This is a genomic window from Rhodococcus sp. T7 (assembly GCF_009872365.1).
Taxonomy (GTDB): domain Bacteria; phylum Actinomycetota; class Actinomycetes; order Mycobacteriales; family Mycobacteriaceae; genus Rhodococcus_F.
In genome coordinates, this window is sequence record NZ_WXYH01000354.1 from 18,227 (window position 1) to 32,991 (window position 14,765).

A 14,765-nucleotide genomic window follows, 5' to 3' on the forward strand; every position below is an offset into this window, starting at 1 on the left:
CAAGTACTCACGGGCGCGTCAGCGCTTGACGAGCCGGAACCAGCGGGGGTCGGCCTTCTTGAGCGGTCCCGGCATACCGGTCGTGTCGGCGTCGACGTCCGACACGAGTTTCCACTTCTCGAACGTGCGCTCCACGTCGGAGCGGGACACACCCCGCGGCAGCGGGCCGCGATGTCCCGGCCCGAACGCGAACATCAGCAGCGTGGCGTGCGGTTCGGCCACGGTCGTGACGTTCTCGGCGTACGCGACCCGGGCGTGGTCGCTGAGCCCGTGGTAGCACCCCACGTCCAGGATCAGGTGGTACCCGCGACCGACGGCGTGCTCGAGGTCGGTGGCGTCCGCGTGCATGAACCGCACGTCGACGCCCGCCTTCCGGGCCTTGGACCGCGCCTTGTCGAGGGCCAGCTGGACGGTGTCGATCCCCGTCACCTGCCAGCCCCGCCGGGCCAGTTCGATGGCGTGGTCGCCGGTGCCGCATCCGATGTCGAGGACCTCGCCCGGTGGTGCGTCGAAGGGATCGATCAATGTCTCGATCTGGTTCCCGAAGACCCGGCCCGCCTTCACCCAGGGCGTGATCTTGAACCGATAGGCCAATGTGTACCCGAGGCCCATGTCCGCCCCTTTCACCGGGCGCGTCACCACCTGAACGCCGATGCCGTCGGATTACCCGGTGATACCGAAACGACACGCGAAAGTCCACATTCTGAGACGGGCGGGAACATTGGGTCCGGGTGCCCGGTTGGACAGTCCCATGGGTTTCAACACTGCACAGAGTCCTGTACCTACGGTCACGCTCAACGACGGGAACAGCATTCCTGCCCTCGGCTTCGGCGTGTGGCAGGTGCCGGACGACGAGAGCTACGCCGCGGTCGCCGAGGCCCTGAAGGCCGGGTACCGCAGCATCGACACCGCCAAGGTCTACGAGAACGAGACCGGAGTGGGCCGCGCGCTCGCGGACTCCGGCGTCGCCCGTGACGAGTTGTTCGTCACCACCAAGCTGTGGAACAGCGACCAGGGTTACGACTCCACGCTCCGCGCGTTCGACGACAGCCTGAGCCGGCTCGGTCTCGACTACGTCGACCTGTACCTCATCCACTGGCCGGTGCCGTCCGCGGACCGTTACGTGGACACGTTCAAGGCCTTCCAGAAGATCAAGGCCGACGGGCGTGCGCGGTCGATCGGTGTCTCCAATTTCACCCCGGAGACCCTCGACCGTCTGATCGCCGAGACGGGCGAGGTGCCCGCGCTCAACCAGGTGGAACTGCACCCGCGGTTCAACCAGGCCGACCTGCGTGCCTTCCACACCGGCAAGGGCATCGCGACCGAGGCATGGAGCCCGCTGGGGCAGGGCACCGTCCTCGACGACGAGTCCATCGCGAAGATCGCTGCCGCGCACGGTAAGACGACCGCACAGGTGATCATCCGCTGGCACCTGCAGATCGGGAACGTCGTCATCCCCAAGTCGGTGACGCCGGAGCGTATCGTCGCCAACTTCGACGTCTTCGACTTCGAACTGACCCCCGACGAGATCAACACGATCGGTTCGTTGACCCGGGCCGACGGCCGCCTCGGACCCGACCCGTACACGTTCGGCGCGTAGCACCCGTGCGCCTTTCTGGTTGCTCCAGCTACCAGAAAGGCGCACGAGCGCGAAGCGCCTACAGCTGGAAGTCCGCGAAGTCGAAGCCCGGGGTGACGACGCAACTGACGAGGGTCGGTTCGTCGCCCTCGGGCTTCGCGCGCTGCCAGTGCCGCGGCGGGACGAGCAGTTGCGGTTGCTGGCCCGCCGCGACGTCCGCGCCGAGGATCAGCGCGTCGGGGGAAGCGGGTTCGCTTCCGTCGCCGCCGAGTTCGAGCAGCAGGGGGCTGCCCCGGTGGTACAGCCAGATCTCGGCGCTGCGCACGCTGTGCCACGCCGACTGCTGTCCGGGCATCAGCAGGAACAGGATCGCGGTGCCCGCCGACCGCGGCCCCGGATAGTCGTCCGGCAGGCTCTCCTCCGGGATCGTGACGTCACTGCGCCACGTCTCGCGGTACCAGCCGCCTTCGGGGTGCGGGGCGAGATCGAGGGTGCGGGCCCACTCCGGTAATTCCGTCATGGCCGCCATTGTGCCGCCCGGCGCCGCGTCCGGGGGTGTGGTTGCACCACCCCTGAGGTGTCTTATCTCGAAGGCCCGGAGCGGCGAGAGTCGTAGGTGTTCAGAAAGCGGGGGCACGACATCCCGTACACCATCGACGACAGGAGACAACATGCTCGGAATCATGCTCGGATTGGGCGGAGCCGCAATCGGACTCGGGATCGGCGTCATGGCCCTCGGGGTCGGCCTGCTTCTCAGCGACGCGACGATCAAGCACGATGTCGGCGAACTCCCGGACTGACTCCGTGTGGGTCGACACCCGTCGGGGGCGGGTGCGGGCGCGAACAGCGGCCCGTACCCGCCACCCGCTGGCGTGGTTTCATTCGCTGCTGACCCGCAAACGCGGGGTGGCCGTCCAGGCGCCGCCCGCCAGTGCGAGCGAGGTGCTCGACCGCCTCGCCGAGATGCCGGTCAGCGTCTGGACCTACGGTTTCGATCACGAGTCGGTGCGGCACCTGGGCCCGATGGCGCAGGATTTCGCCACCGCCTTCGGGCTCGGTTCGAACGACCGTCGCATCGCCATGGTGGACGCGAACGGGGTGTGCATGGCGAGCATCCAGGCCCTGTATCGGCGGGTCATCGCGCTCGAAGCGGAAGTGGAGCGCCTGCGGGCGTAGCAGCCCCGCCCCCGTCCCCGCCGGCTGCCGCGTCGCGACGTCCGCCCGGCCGCCACCAGTTGGCGTCGCCCAGCAGGTACATCGTCGCGGGCACCAGCACCATCCGCACGATCGTCGCGTCGATGAGGACCGCGGACGCGAGGCCGACGCCCATCATCTTCACGGTGACGTCGCCGTCGAGCGCGAACCCGGCGAACACCGCGACCATGATCGCCGCCGCACTCGTGATCACCCGGCCCGTCGACGCCAGTCCCTCGACGACGCTCCGGTGCGAGTCGCCCGTGGCGAGCCAGCGTTCGCGGACCCGGGAGAGCAGGAACACCTCGTAGTCCATCGACAGTCCGAACAGGATGGTGAACATGAGGATCGGCACCCAACTCGACACCGGAAGCGCATGGGGGAGGCCGAGTAGCTCTGCACCCCAGCCCCATTGGAACACCATCACCATGACGCCGTAGGCCGCGGCCACCGACAGCAGGTTCATGGCGGCCGCCTTCACCGCGACCACCGGCGCGCGGAACACGAACGTGAGCAGCACCACCGACAGCGCGACGACGAACGCGATCACCAGCCACAGCCGTTCGGCGAGACGGGCCGAGATGTCGGCGAACACGGCGGTGAGTCCGGTGACGTGGACGCCGTCGGCGGCGTCGGACCGGATCCGTTCGAGCAGTTCGGTGCTGCGGGGATCGCTGGGTCCGGTGGTCGGCTGCACCGAGATCAGCGCGGCCGTCGAATCGGTGTTCGTCAGGACGGGCGTCACGGACGCCACCCCGGGTTCGGCCGCGAGGTCACGTGCGATCGACGGAAGCTCGGCTGCCGGAACCTCGTTCAGGTCGACCGCCACCATCAGTGGTCCGTTGGCGCCGGGCCCGAATTCGGAGTCGATCAGGTCGTAGGCCTGACGGATCGTGTTGGCGGCCGGTGCGCTGCCCGCGTCCTGCGGCCACGTCCGCATGCCCAGCACCGGCGCGGCCAGGAGCAGCAGCACGCCGAGCGCCGTCAGCGCCCACAGCCATGGGCGGCGGCTCACCCGGATCGCCCACCGTTCGGTCAGCGGCGACGTCGTCCGACGTTCGGCCCGGGCACGGGACCGTTTGCCGAGCACCCGCGTGCCCGCCAGCCCGCACAGTGCGGGCACCAGCGTGACGGAGGTGAGCATGACGATGCCGACCATCGCGAACGTGGCGTAGCCGAACGACGCGTACATCGGCAGTCCCGACAGCCGCAACCCGAACAGCGAGACGAGGACGGTGGTCCCGGCGAAGATCACCGACGTCCCGGCTGTGGAGTTGGCGGCCGCGACGGCGTCCCGGACCGGCATCCCGGACCGCAGGCCCTCGGTGTACCGGGTGACGAGCAGCAGTGCGTAGTCGATCCCGACGCCGATGCCGACCATCGTCGCGATGGTCGGTGCGATGGTGCTGATACCGGTGAACCCGGCCATGATCGTGATGAGGCCGGACCCGATGCCCACGCCGACGAGTGCCACGGCCAGGGGCAGTCCCGCGGCGACCACGGAACCGAACGCGAACACCAGGATGATCAGCGCCAGGATCATTCCCACCGCCTCGGCGGTGCCCGACGGCTTGGAGATGTTCTCGGGCACCTGCCCGCCCAGTTCCACCTGCATCCCCTGCGCCCAGGTGCCGGCGACCGCGGACTCGAGGGCGTCGACGCCCTCGCTGCCCTGGAAGTCGGTGACCGGGATGCGGTAGTTGAGGCTGATCACCGCCGTGTCGGAGTCCTGGGACAGGCGGGGTGGCGATACGGCACTCACGCCGTTCACGTCCGCCAGCCTGGTGCCGAGATCGATGAGGATGCCGGGGGCGAGCGGGCCCGTGTCGGAGTGAACGACCACCCGGGCGTCCGCCCCCGACATCTCCGGGAATCGTTCGCTCAGCAGATTCGTCCCCTGCTGCGACGGCAGACCGGGCACGTTGTAGTCGTCGTGGTTGGTGCCGCCGAACGCGGATGCGGCGGCGAACACCAGGACGAGCAGCGTCAGCCACGCGGCGATCACCCGCCAGGGACGGGTCGCGGCGGCCGCGCCGAGGCGGGCGAGCAGGGAACTCATGGGGGAGCCTCCAGGAAAGCCGGATGGTTCTGTCGCCTCCGACTGTGCGCCCGTCCGCTAGTGACCCACTTGGAACTCGCTTGGGTGGGTGGTCACCCGGGTGCGGGCGGCGTCGATCCAGGCCGGGCAGCCGCAGCGTTCGGCCAGTGCGAGCGCCGCGGCGTAGTGCGTGCGCGCCGCCTCGGGCCTGCCGAGCAGCATCTCGAGGTCGCCGAGGATGGTGTCGACGGGCCCGACCGCGAACGCCGCCGTGTCGCCGCCCCCGATCTGCCCGCTGTACGGGCTCAGTTCCGCGCGCACGGACGCCGCCTCGTCCCGCTCGCCCAGCCCGGCGACGACGAGGCCGCGCAGCGACATCATGAGGGAATGGAAGAAGTCGCGGCGGACGGGGCGGAGGTGACGCCGGACCTGACGCGCCTGCTCCGGTTTGCCGTTGCCGAGAAGGGCGAGGGCGTGCAGATCGGCGAGCACGTCCGTGGCGGCACTGTCGACCGTCGCGATGACGGCCTCGAATTCGCCGGCCCGGCCCTCGGTGAGCCGCAGCGTGAACACCGCGAGGGCGAAGACGCTGTCCGCGTCGAGGCCGGCCCGGACCATCAACTCGTGGCCGCGCTCGTAGTGGCGTTCCGCCGAGGCCAGGTCGCCGGTGAGGTGCGCGACCATCGCACGGTTCATCTGCCCGGTTGCCTGCGCCTGCTGGAACCGGTACCGGTCCGCCAGTTCCGACTGCAGGCCCATGTGATGTTCGATCGCCGGGATGTCGCCGTTGCCGGACGCGATCTCGGCCAGCAGGTGATGGCCGAGCATGGTGAACACCGGTAGCTGCGTCCGGTCGCCGATCCGGAGCAGTTCGTCGCCGATGACGTGGTCGCCGAGTGTGCTGGTCGGCGAGCCGGTTCCCGCGTGGACGGCGCAGAGCACCAGCCCGAGAAGCACCGGATCGTCCAGGCCGCGGGCGAGGACCTCGGCCTCCCGGACCGCGGACCCGGTGCGCTCGTGATCCTCTGCCCCGATCTCGTGGACGAGCGTGACCAGCAGCCGGCACCGCACCGCCGGCTCCGGTTCCTCGTCCCGCAGCAGCGCCTCGATCAGGTCCACGACGGCCGTGTCGACTTCGCCGTAGCGCCGGTTGATCCACGGTGTCGGGGTGTCGACGAACGCGAGCACCCGGATCGCCAGATCGGTGCGGCCCGCGTCCCGGGCGAGCGCGAGGGCCCGCTTCCGCGAACGGGCCCCGTCCAGTCCGATGCCCGCGGCGAGTTGGGTGCGGCTCAGCTCGGTGAGGATGTCGACGCGCTCGTCCACGGACGCCGCGTCGTCCGGCGGCAACCGGTCGGCCGCGCGGAGGGCGTCGTCCAGGAAGCCGATCTCCGCGTCGTGGGCGTAGCGGTCGGCCGCCTGCGCCGCGGCCGCGACGTTGTGGTCGAGGGCCTGCCGTGCGGTCGCGGCGGACAGCGCCTCGGTGAAATGGTGCGCGAGCGCCGCGACGTCGTGCGGCCGCAACGCCTCGAGCGCCGACCCGACCCGGGCGTGCCAGCGGCTCCTGCGCAGCCGGGTGAGGTCGGAATAGAGGGTGTCGCGGACGAGGGCGTGCGTGAAGCGGACGGTCCCGGAGCGCGGCTCGCCGAGCAGTCCGGCGATCACCCCCGATTCGAGTGCGTCGAACACGGCGTCCTCGTCAACTTCGGCGGCCCTGGTGAGGACGTCGATGTCGGATTCGCGACCCACGACCGCGGCCAGTCGCAGGACGGACACGGTCAGTTCGGGGAGGCGGGCGATCCGCCTGCGGAGAACGTCCCGGACCCCCTCGGGCACTTCCGACGTGGCCACCAATTCGCCCTCACTGTCCAGGAGCCGGGCACTCTCCTGCAGGTAGAACGGATTTCCACCGGTCCGGTCGGCAAGCGCGCGGAGGATGCCGGGGTCGGGGTCGCGGCCCGACACGTGCCGGATCAGCTCCGCCGAGTCCTCGGGTCCGAGTCCGCCGAGGCGGATGCGCGTCGGTTGCAGCGACGCGAGATCGGCGAAACAGTTCTCCAGGTTCGCGTCGACCTCGTCCGGGCGGAACGCGAGGATCAGCAGGATCGGCGACCGCTGCTGGGCGAGCCGCACGAGGATCGACAGGGTGTCCTCGTCGGCGCGGTGGACGTCGTCGAGGACGACGGCGAGCGGGCCGTGATCGCGGACGGTCCCGAGGTAGTCGGCGACCGCACGGTGCAGCAGGAACCGTCCGCTCGGGTCGTCCGGCCGCGCCGCGTGCGAACGGTCGTCGGCGAGCAGGGGTGCCAGCGCGTCCGCCTCGGCGCCGGGGTCGACGGTCTCGCGCAGCGCCCGCAGGATCTCCACCCACGCCCAGGCGGGAGGGGCGCCGTCCACCTCGGGGCAGCGGCCCACCGCCACCTGCCACCCCGCGGCGTGCAGGGTTCGACGGAACCGGCGCAGCAGGGACGACTTCCCCGATCCGGCGTCGCCGCCCAGGAGGACCACCGGGGTGCCGGGATCGCTCATCAGCTCGGTCAGGGTCGCCAATTCCGCGGAGCGGCCGAGGAACCAGGGGGCCGGGGCGGTGTCGACGGGCACCGGGGCGGGGGCGGCGACGGGTGCGGACGGGACGGTGCCCGTGAGGATCCCGTGTTCGAGTTCGGTCAGACCGGGACCGGGGTCGAGGCCGAGTTCGTCCGCCAGCCGGGCACGAGCCTCCCGCAATGCGGCGAGGGCGTCGGCCTGTCGCCCGCTGCGGTGCAACGCCAGGGCGAGCAACCGCCACCCCTCTTCCCGGAGCGGATGGTCCCGGGTGAGGGACTGCGCGTCGAGTACCGCGCCCGCGGCGTCGCCGGACGCGACGGCGGCGGCCACCGCCCCTTCGCGCGCTACCACCCGGAGTTCCTCGAGCCGGGCGATCTCGGCGAGTGCCCAGTGCTCACCGGCCACCTCGGCGAACGCAGGCCCCCGCCACAGGCCCAGCGCCCGCTCCAGGTCGGCCCGCCCCGTGCCCGCGGCCGAGCGGACCAGAGCCTCGAATTCCCACGCATCGACAGCGGACGGTGGGAGGGTGAGCGCGTAACCGGGGGCGCGGCTCACCAGGACAGTGGAGTCCGCCCGTGGCGCACGGCGCGGCTCGAGTGCCCGCCGCAGATTGGAAATGTATGCCTGAAGTGCACCGACGGCCCGCGCCGGGGGAGTGCCATGCCAGAGGTCGTCGACGAGCCGATCCACCGGAACCACCTCGCCGCGCGCGACGAGCAGCAGGGCGAGCACGGCCCGCTGGCGGGGGCCGCCGAGGTCCACCGCCCCCGATTCGTCCTCCGCCTCGAGCGTCCCGAGTACTCGAATCCGCACCATCGTGCCAAGCGTAGGCACTAGTGGCCTCCAAGTGCTCTCCAAGACGCCGAACCGACCCTTGATCGCATGACAACTCCGACTGCTCACCCGACCCGCCCCGACACCCGCGAGATGGTGGTGGTCCACAACTGCTTCCGCCGCCAGTTCGCCGCGCTGCCCGCACTCGTCCGCGGAGTTCCCGCCGGCGACACCGCCCGGGCCGGGGAGGTGGTCGCGTTCTTCGAGGAACTCGCCACCGCCCTCCACCACCATCATTCGAGTGAGGACGACCTGCTGTGGCCGAAGCTACTCGACCGCGCGCCCACCGACGCGGCGCTGGTGCTGCGGATGGAGGAGCAGCACGAGCGCATCTCCGAGCTGCTGTCGCTGGCGCAGTCGCAGGGCGCCGCGTTCGCGGCGGGCGCGGCGGACGGCGAACCGCTGGCGAAGACGCTGACCGCGCTGTCCACGGCGCTGGGGGAGCACCTCGGTGAGGAGGAGCGGCACATCCTCCCGATGGCGGAGCAGTTCATGACACTCGCCGAGTGGCAGGAGATGGGTGACCGTGGCCGCGCGTCGATCCCCAAGGACCGGCTGCTGGTGTTCCTCGGCTACATCCTCCAGGGGGCGACCCCCGAGGAGCGCCGAATGTTCCTGTCGGAGATGCCCTTCGCGGCCAGGGTGGCCTGGTCGATACTGGGGCGGCGGGCGTTCCGCAAGGACTACCGGCGCATCTACCGTACCGAACCGGCCGCCTTCTGACGTCGGATCACCCTGCGCCGCAACCGGCCTCGGCTGGTCCGCTCCCAGAAGTTCGGCGGTGTGCGTTCGGGATCCATCAGTTCGTTCTCGGCGAGCGGGCTGTCTTCGTCCTCGACCGTGTCCGGCTCGAACTTCTCCAATGTCCGGCCACCGCCGCGCAGCGCCTCGACGGTGCCCAGGAGCGACGACGTCTCGGACAGCGTGTCGTCGAACAACCGGGCCGGGACACCCAGGTGCTCGCAGACGAGCTGACGGCGAATGCCGAGGATGGTCTCCCGCAGTTCGTCACCGTTCGCCGTGTCCGCGGTGACCTCGACCGCCAGATCGCATTCGGAGTCGAACCCCATCGACCGGTTGTTCAGGTTCGACGAACCCACCCGCAGGAGACGGTCGTCCATCACCAGCACCTTGGCGTGGACGTAGATCGGCTCACCGCCCGCCGTGACGGGGTAGTAGACGCCCAGCCGGTTCCCGGTGTCGGCCCGCCAGAGCAGGTGCAGTAACCGGCGGCGGGCGCCGTCCATCGCCTTCTGCTCGAGCCAGCCGTCGGCGTTGCGCGGCAGCACCAGCACGATCTCCGGCCCGTCCGGTTCGCGGAGTCGTGCGGCGATCGCCTCGGCGAGGGTGCGCGACGCCAGGTACTGACTCTCGATGTACAGCGACCGTTCGGCGCCGGCGATCGCGGCCAGGTACAGGGCCTCGATCTCCCGGACCTCGTCCCGGTCGTCGAGCTCGGGCAGCGTGCGTGCGACGCCCACGTCGACGGCCCGCATCGCCGGCTCCAGGCCCTCCGGCCACGGCGTCCGTCCCGCGATCTCGTCGACCGGCCCCAGATCCTGCCCGGTGGCCGCCTTCCACCGGGCGCGGGCCAGTTCGCCGATGGCCTTCGCCGCGTCCCCGTCGACGGCGGTCGTCGCGTCGTGCCACGGCCCGTACCGCTTGCCGTTCGGCTGCGTCCGGTAATGGTTGCGGTCCCGATGTTCGGGGGTGTCCCACCGGTCGACGGTCATGTCGATGCCGCCGCAGAACGCGAGCGCGTCGTCGATGACGACGATCTTCTGGTGGTGCGCCGAGCCGATCGGGTGGGCGGCGTCGAGTTCGAAGTGCAGGCGGCGGTCCGTCACCCAGTTGACCACGAAGATCGGGGTCATCCCGCGTCCGATCGCGGTGAACGCCCCGATGTTCCATTTGAGCAGGTAGATCTCGAGATCCGGACGTTCGCGGGTCAGCCAGGCCAGGAACCGGCCGAGCTGATTGGGCCCGTCGAGCGTCTTCTCGTCCGGTTCGAACTGGATCCTCGTGTCGAAGTCCCAGCCGATGAGGATGATGCGCCTGCGCGCCTGCAGCATCGCGGACTTGGCGTGGCGGAAGTAGTCCGCCGCGTCGACGATGCACGCGAGACGATCGGCGTGGGCAACCTGCCAGCAAGTGTCGCCCGGAGTCAGGATCGGGCCGTCGTCACTCATGTCTCTTCTGCTCTCCCGGTCTCGTGTGTCCCACTTCCCCGCGAGTGGACGATTTACAGTACTGCGCCACCCCCGCGCAGCTACCGTTGAGAGGTGCGGAGATGGTGGCGCATCGTGGCGTTGCTCGCACTGGTCAGCGTGCTGTGGGCACCAACTGTCGGTGCGGATCCGCTGCGGGCCGGATCGACCGCCGGCGCCGTCGTCGCCTCGTCCGAGTTGCCGGCCGAACTCTGGCTCCGTGGGACCGGAAGTGCGTACCGGATGACATACCTCACCACCGACCGGCACGGCATCGCCCCATGCACCGGGATGGTGTTCGTGCCTCCCGGGACGCCGCCCGCCGGGGGATGGCCCGTCATCGCGTGGGCGCACGGAACGGTGGGGGACTCCGACGCCGACGCACCGTCCGTGACGGGCGTCGACCCGCAATCCTCGGACTACGTGAGCAGCTGGCTGCAACTCGGCTACGCCGTGGCCGCCACCGACTACGTGGGCCTGGGCACCCCCGGGGTGCCGCCCTACCTCGACGGGAAGGTCGCAGGCCGCAGCGTCGTCGACTCCGTGCGCGCCGCCAGGGAGATCGACGCCGACCTCTCCTCCACGTGGATGGCCGTCGGACTGTCCCAGGGCGGTCAGGCCGCGGTGTTCGCCGCACACGTCGCCACGTCGTACGCGCCGGAACTCGACTACCGCGGGGCCGTCGCCAACGGGGTGCCGTCGAACATCGAGATGGTGTCGAACTGGAGCGGCCCCTCGTTTCCGCCGCAGGGCCTCGCCGGCCTCACCGTGTACATGTCGTACCTGATCGCGGGAGTCCGCGACGCGTACCCGGAACTGGACGTCGACAGCTACCTGACCCCGGTCGGGAAGCAGTTCGTCGACGCGGCCCCCGAAGTGCCGTTCCGGCAGTTCGCGGCCATGACCGGCACCGTGTCGGTGGCGCAGATGCTGTCGCGGGCACTCGACGTGCCCGCGCTGCAGGACGCGTTGCGCGAATACCTCGAGGTCCCGGTCGCGGGCTACGACCGACCGCTGCTGCTCGTGCAGGGCGTCACCGACGCGTCGGTGCCGCTGCCGCTCACGGAGAAGCTCGTCTCCGAGATGCGCAGGGCCGGAACGGATCTCGACTACCGGGTGTATTCGGGTGGCCACTTCGGGAGCATGTACCAGGCCGGCCCCGACCAGGCCTCGTTCATCGCCTCGCTGATCAGGTAGGGGCGGGCAGCCCGAGGTGGCGGGTGAGTTCGCGGGCCGCGGCCTGCCCGGCCCGGTTGGCGCCGATCGTCGACGATGATGGTCCGTAGCCGACGAGATGGATCCGCGGATCCGACGCCACCTGGGTGGCGAGGCGTCCCGTCATCGTGATGCCGCCGCCCGGTCCGCGGAGCCGCAGCGGTGCGAGGTGATCGAGTGAACTGCGAAAACCCGTGCACCACAGGATCACATCGACCTTCGCCTCGTGCCCGTCGGCCCAGCGGACACCGTCCGCGGTGATCTCGTCGAACATCGGGTGCCGCGCCAGCACGCCGCGTTCGCGGGCGGCGCGGATCGCGGGCGTCACGGGCAGTCCCGTCACCGACACCACCGAGCCCGGCGGCAGCCCGCGGCGAACCCGGTCCTCGACCAGTGCGACGGCGGCGCGGCCGATCTCGGGTGTGAACGGCTCGTCCCGGAATTCCGGCGGGCGGCGCGTCACCCACGTGGTGGTCGTGACCCGGGAGATCTCGTCGAGCAACTGCACCGCCGAGATGCCGCCGCCGACGACGAGGACGTGCTGTCCCGCGAAGTCCTGCGCCGAGGAGTAGTCCTTGGTGTGCACCTGGCGGCCGGTGAACGCCTCCGCGCCGGGGTAGCGGGGAATGAAGGGGCGTTCCCACGTTCCCGTCGCGTTGATCAGACCGCGGGCCGACACCACTCCGCTGTCGGTCTCGATGCGCAGACGCTCGTCGCGGGCGCACACCACCCGGGTGTGCACGGGGCGGTGCACCGGCAACTCGAACTGTTTCTCGTACGTCGCGAAGTACTGGGGAACCGCGCTCGACGCGTGCACCAGCGCGGCTTCGGGGTCGTCCGGGTCCAATCCGACCGTCGCGGCGAAGCCGAGCCCGGGAAGGTCGTGGACACCGTTGACGGTGCTCAGCGTCAGGGACGGCCACCGGAACTGCCACGCACCACCGGGTCCCGGTGCGTGATCGAGCACCACGAAACCGGACTCCGGTTCCACCCCGAACCTGCGCAGATAGTAGGCAGCTGACAGTCCCGCCTGCCCCGCGCCGATCACGGCGACGTCCACTTCACTGTTCATGTCGGTCCTCACCTCCACCCTCACAACTACCGCAGAGCCTCGTGTGTTCCGGCCGATCCCGCTGTGGTTGGGTGACAGACGTCCAGTCGGGTGGGCAGGGGAGAATTCGTCAGTGGACAGCAATCACGAAGAAAGCGAGTGGACATGATCGGGACGAGTCGTGACGGCGACGTCTTCACCCTCGAACTGCAACGACCCGACCGTCGCAATGCGTTGAACACCGAGATCTGCGAACTGCTGCGCGAGGAGACGGAGAAGTCCGTCACCGACGGCGCGCGGGTGATCGTCCTCACAGGGCAGGGCAGCGCGTTCTGCGCGGGCGCCGACCTGTCGGGCGACGTGTACGCCGACGGGTTCACCGACACCCTGCTCGAGATGCTGCACACCATCGACTCGGTCCCCGTCCCCGTCATCGCCGCGATCAACGGTCCCGCGATCGGCGCGGGCAGCCAGCTGGCGCTCGCCGCGGACCTGCGCGTCGTCGCGCCCGAGGCCCGCTTCGCCATCCCCGCCGCCAAGCTCGGGATCTCCGTGGACCGGTGGACCGTGCACCGGCTGGCCGCCCTGATCGGCGGCGGACCGGCACGAACGATCCTGCTCGGCGCGGAAGAGGTCGGGGCCGACGAGGCGCTGGCGCACGGCCTCGCCAACAAGCGCGGCGACCTCGCCGTCGCGCAGCAGTGGGCGCACTCGATCGCGCGCCTGGCGCCGCTGTCGCTGCAACACCTCAAGATGGTGCTCAACGACGACGGCACCCAGAGCCCGCCGCCGCCCGAGCAGCTCGCGGCGTTGCACGCGGCGTGGAAGAGCTACGACGCGCAGGAGGCGCGGGCCGCCCGCGCCGAGAAGCGTCCCCCGGTGTTCCGCGGTCAGTAGCCGTCGGGCGCACCTTTCCCGCACGCGTGGTTACAGTTGTCGGGGTGAAAGCGAAGAACGCCGTGACGACTGTTCTGGCCACCGCCGCCCTCGGGTGGCTGACCCGCGCCGCGTGGGGGCTTCCGTCCCAGATGGGTGCGTCGCGGGCCAAGGTGCGCCCGTACGCCGCGACGTCGCCGCGGTACCGCAACCGTCAGTTCCACAACACCGATCCGAGCAACATGATGCTGTCCAGTTCGGAGACCGGGATCCTCAAGGCGCTGATCACGCGGGGCAAGGCGGGACGCCCACGTAGGCCGATCCCGCTGGCGACGCCCCTCGCGCCCGTCGAGGCCGCCGACGTCGCGGTCACCTGGTACGGCCATTCGAGTGTGCTCGTCGAGGTCGACGGCTACCGGGTGCTGGCCGACCCGGTGTGGAGCCGCCGGGTGTCGCCTTCCGCCTTCATCGGTCCGTCCCGCATGCACCCGACCCCGGTGCCGCTTTCCGACCTGCCCGTCCTCGACGCCATCGTCATCTCGCACGACCACTACGACCATCTCGACATGGCCACCGTGCAGCAACTCGCCGCCACCCAGAAGGCGCCGTTCGTCGTGCCGGTCGGGCTCGGTGCGCACCTGCGTCACTGGCGGGTGCCGGAGGAGCGGATCGTGGAACTCGACTGGGACGAGTCGACGACGCTCGGCGAACTCACCCTCACGTGCACCGAGGCCCGGCACTTCTCCGGCCGGGGCCTGGTGCGCAACACCACCCAGTGGGCGTCGTGGGTGCTCGCAGGCCCGAGCCGGAAGGTGTTCTTCGGCGGCGACAGCGGATACACGACGCGGTTCGCCGACCTGGGCCGCCGCTACGGACCGTTCGACCTCACGCTGCTGCCCGTCGGCGCCTACGACACTCGGTGGGCGGACATCCACATGAATCCCGAGGAGGCGGTGCAGACCCACGCCGACCTCAACGCCGGCGACGCGACCCGCGGACTGCTGGTGCCCGTGCACTGGGCCACGTTCAACCTCGCGTTCCACAGTTGGTCCGAGCCGATCGTCCGGCTGCTCGCGGCCGCGCAGGAGGCGGGCACCCCGGTGGCCGTGCCGATGCCCGGACAGCGCGTCGACGCACTGAAACCGGCCGCCCAGACCCCGTGGTGGACCGCACTCGGCTGAACCCGGCGCGCATCCCCTCCGAGCCGAGCCCGGTTGCGTAGCC

13 protein-coding genes are annotated in these 14,765 nt (G+C 70.4%); 7 read left to right on the forward strand and 6 right to left on the reverse strand.

All coding sequences use genetic code 11. The features are described from left to right. Positions 1 to 18: 18 nt before the first annotated feature. Positions 19 to 612, reverse strand: coding sequence for a class I SAM-dependent methyltransferase (locus MLGJGCBP_RS35385; protein WP_087556886.1), 594 nt, complete (start codon positions 610 to 612; stop codon positions 19 to 21). 139 nt (positions 613 to 751) lie between these two features. Between MLGJGCBP_RS35385 and MLGJGCBP_RS35390 the strand changes: the two genes are divergently transcribed. Next, a complete protein-coding gene (locus MLGJGCBP_RS35390) occupies positions 752 to 1,600 on the forward strand; it encodes an aldo/keto reductase (RefSeq protein ID WP_160101621.1) in 849 nt (282 codons plus the stop codon). Positions 1,601 to 1,658: 58 nt separating this feature from the next. Here the strand turns inward: MLGJGCBP_RS35390 and MLGJGCBP_RS35395 are convergent, their stop codons facing one another. Then, a complete protein-coding gene (locus tag MLGJGCBP_RS35395; protein ID WP_160101623.1) occupies positions 1,659 to 2,099 on the reverse strand; it encodes a cupin domain-containing protein in 441 nt (146 codons plus the stop codon). 151 nt (positions 2,100 to 2,250) lie between these two features. Here MLGJGCBP_RS35395 and MLGJGCBP_RS53340 point away from each other — a divergent pair, with 151 nt between their 5' ends. Together MLGJGCBP_RS53340 and MLGJGCBP_RS35400 are read left to right on the forward strand one after the other, a co-directional pair. Next, positions 2,251 to 2,379 carry a hypothetical protein gene (locus MLGJGCBP_RS53340; RefSeq protein WP_009478066.1) on the forward strand — a complete coding sequence of 43 codons (129 nt, stop codon included), beginning with the start codon at positions 2,251 to 2,253 and terminating at the stop codon, positions 2,377 to 2,379. A gap of 4 nt (positions 2,380 to 2,383) precedes the next feature. Beyond that, positions 2,384 to 2,755 carry a hypothetical protein gene (locus MLGJGCBP_RS35400; RefSeq protein ID WP_087556884.1) on the forward strand — a complete coding sequence of 124 codons (372 nt, stop codon included), beginning with the start codon at positions 2,384 to 2,386 and terminating at the stop codon, positions 2,753 to 2,755. On the opposite strand, the gene MLGJGCBP_RS35405 is transcribed toward MLGJGCBP_RS35400, so the two are convergent. Both MLGJGCBP_RS35405 and MLGJGCBP_RS35410 read right to left on the reverse strand, forming a co-directional pair. Continuing rightward, positions 2,715 to 4,832, reverse strand: a complete 2,118-nt coding sequence (locus MLGJGCBP_RS35405) for an MMPL family transporter (RefSeq protein WP_160101625.1) — start codon at positions 4,830 to 4,832, stop codon at positions 2,715 to 2,717. The genes MLGJGCBP_RS35400 and MLGJGCBP_RS35405 overlap by 41 nt on opposite strands. Before the next feature lie 57 nt (positions 4,833 to 4,889). Then, entirely contained in the window at positions 4,890 to 8,192 is a 3,303-nt protein-coding gene (locus MLGJGCBP_RS35410) for a BTAD domain-containing putative transcriptional regulator (RefSeq protein ID WP_236581545.1), read from the reverse strand. A gap of 48 nt (positions 8,193 to 8,240) precedes the next feature. Between MLGJGCBP_RS35410 and MLGJGCBP_RS35415 the strand changes: the two genes are divergently transcribed. Continuing rightward, the gene (locus MLGJGCBP_RS35415) at positions 8,241 to 8,915 is read left to right on the forward strand and encodes a hemerythrin domain-containing protein (protein WP_160101627.1); all 675 of its coding nucleotides are present in this window, start codon (positions 8,241 to 8,243) and stop codon (positions 8,913 to 8,915) included. On the opposite strand, the gene MLGJGCBP_RS35420 is transcribed toward MLGJGCBP_RS35415, so the two are convergent. Continuing rightward, entirely contained in the window at positions 8,888 to 10,381 is a 1,494-nt protein-coding gene (locus tag MLGJGCBP_RS35420; RefSeq protein ID WP_160101629.1) for a phospholipase D-like domain-containing protein, read from the reverse strand. The genes MLGJGCBP_RS35415 and MLGJGCBP_RS35420 overlap by 28 nt on opposite strands. A 114-nt stretch (positions 10,382 to 10,495) precedes the next feature. Here MLGJGCBP_RS35420 and MLGJGCBP_RS35425 point away from each other — a divergent pair, with 114 nt between their 5' ends. Beyond that, entirely contained in the window at positions 10,496 to 11,596 is a 1,101-nt protein-coding gene (locus MLGJGCBP_RS35425) for a lipase family protein (RefSeq protein ID WP_160101631.1), read from the forward strand. Here MLGJGCBP_RS35425 and MLGJGCBP_RS35430 read toward each other — a convergent pair. After that, on the reverse strand, positions 11,589 to 12,686 hold the full coding sequence (locus tag MLGJGCBP_RS35430) for an NAD(P)-binding domain-containing protein (RefSeq protein ID WP_160101633.1): 1,098 nt from the start codon (positions 12,684 to 12,686) through the stop codon (positions 11,589 to 11,591). The two genes, MLGJGCBP_RS35425 and MLGJGCBP_RS35430, sit on opposite strands and share 8 nt — an antisense overlap. 144 nt (positions 12,687 to 12,830) lie before the next feature. Here MLGJGCBP_RS35430 and MLGJGCBP_RS35435 point away from each other — a divergent pair, with 144 nt between their 5' ends. Both MLGJGCBP_RS35435 and MLGJGCBP_RS35440 read left to right on the forward strand, forming a co-directional pair. Next, positions 12,831 to 13,562: an enoyl-CoA hydratase gene (locus MLGJGCBP_RS35435; RefSeq protein ID WP_005244016.1), complete on the forward strand. Its 732-nt coding sequence runs from the start codon at positions 12,831 to 12,833 to the stop codon at positions 13,560 to 13,562. A 44-nt stretch (positions 13,563 to 13,606) separates the two neighbouring features. Continuing rightward, entirely contained in the window at positions 13,607 to 14,722 is a 1,116-nt protein-coding gene (locus MLGJGCBP_RS35440) for an MBL fold metallo-hydrolase (RefSeq protein WP_442972135.1), read from the forward strand. The last annotated feature ends 43 nt before the right edge of the window (positions 14,723 to 14,765 follow it).

Excerpts from the sequence above, each read along its gene's own strand:
- MLGJGCBP_RS35385 (WP_087556886.1), bottom strand. The coding sequence starts at position 612 with ATGGGCCTCGGGTACACATTGGCCTATCGGTTCAAGATCACGCCCTGG.
- MLGJGCBP_RS35390 (WP_160101621.1), top strand. The coding sequence starts at position 752 with ATGGGTTTCAACACTGCACAGAGTCCTGTACCTACGGTCACGCTCAAC.
- MLGJGCBP_RS35395 (WP_160101623.1), bottom strand. The coding sequence starts at position 2,099 with ATGACGGAATTACCGGAGTGGGCCCGCACCCTCGATCTCGCCCCGCAC.
- MLGJGCBP_RS53340 (WP_009478066.1), top strand. The coding sequence starts at position 2,251 with ATGCTCGGAATCATGCTCGGATTGGGCGGAGCCGCAATCGGACTCGGG.
- MLGJGCBP_RS35405 (WP_160101625.1), bottom strand. The coding sequence starts at position 4,832 with ATGAGTTCCCTGCTCGCCCGCCTCGGCGCGGCCGCCGCGACCCGTCCC.
- MLGJGCBP_RS35415 (WP_160101627.1), top strand. The coding sequence starts at position 8,241 with ATGACAACTCCGACTGCTCACCCGACCCGCCCCGACACCCGCGAGATG.
- MLGJGCBP_RS35420 (WP_160101629.1), bottom strand. The coding sequence starts at position 10,381 with ATGAGTGACGACGGCCCGATCCTGACTCCGGGCGACACTTGCTGGCAG.
- MLGJGCBP_RS35430 (WP_160101633.1), bottom strand. The coding sequence starts at position 12,686 with ATGAACAGTGAAGTGGACGTCGCCGTGATCGGCGCGGGGCAGGCGGGA.
- MLGJGCBP_RS35435 (WP_005244016.1), top strand. The coding sequence starts at position 12,831 with ATGATCGGGACGAGTCGTGACGGCGACGTCTTCACCCTCGAACTGCAA.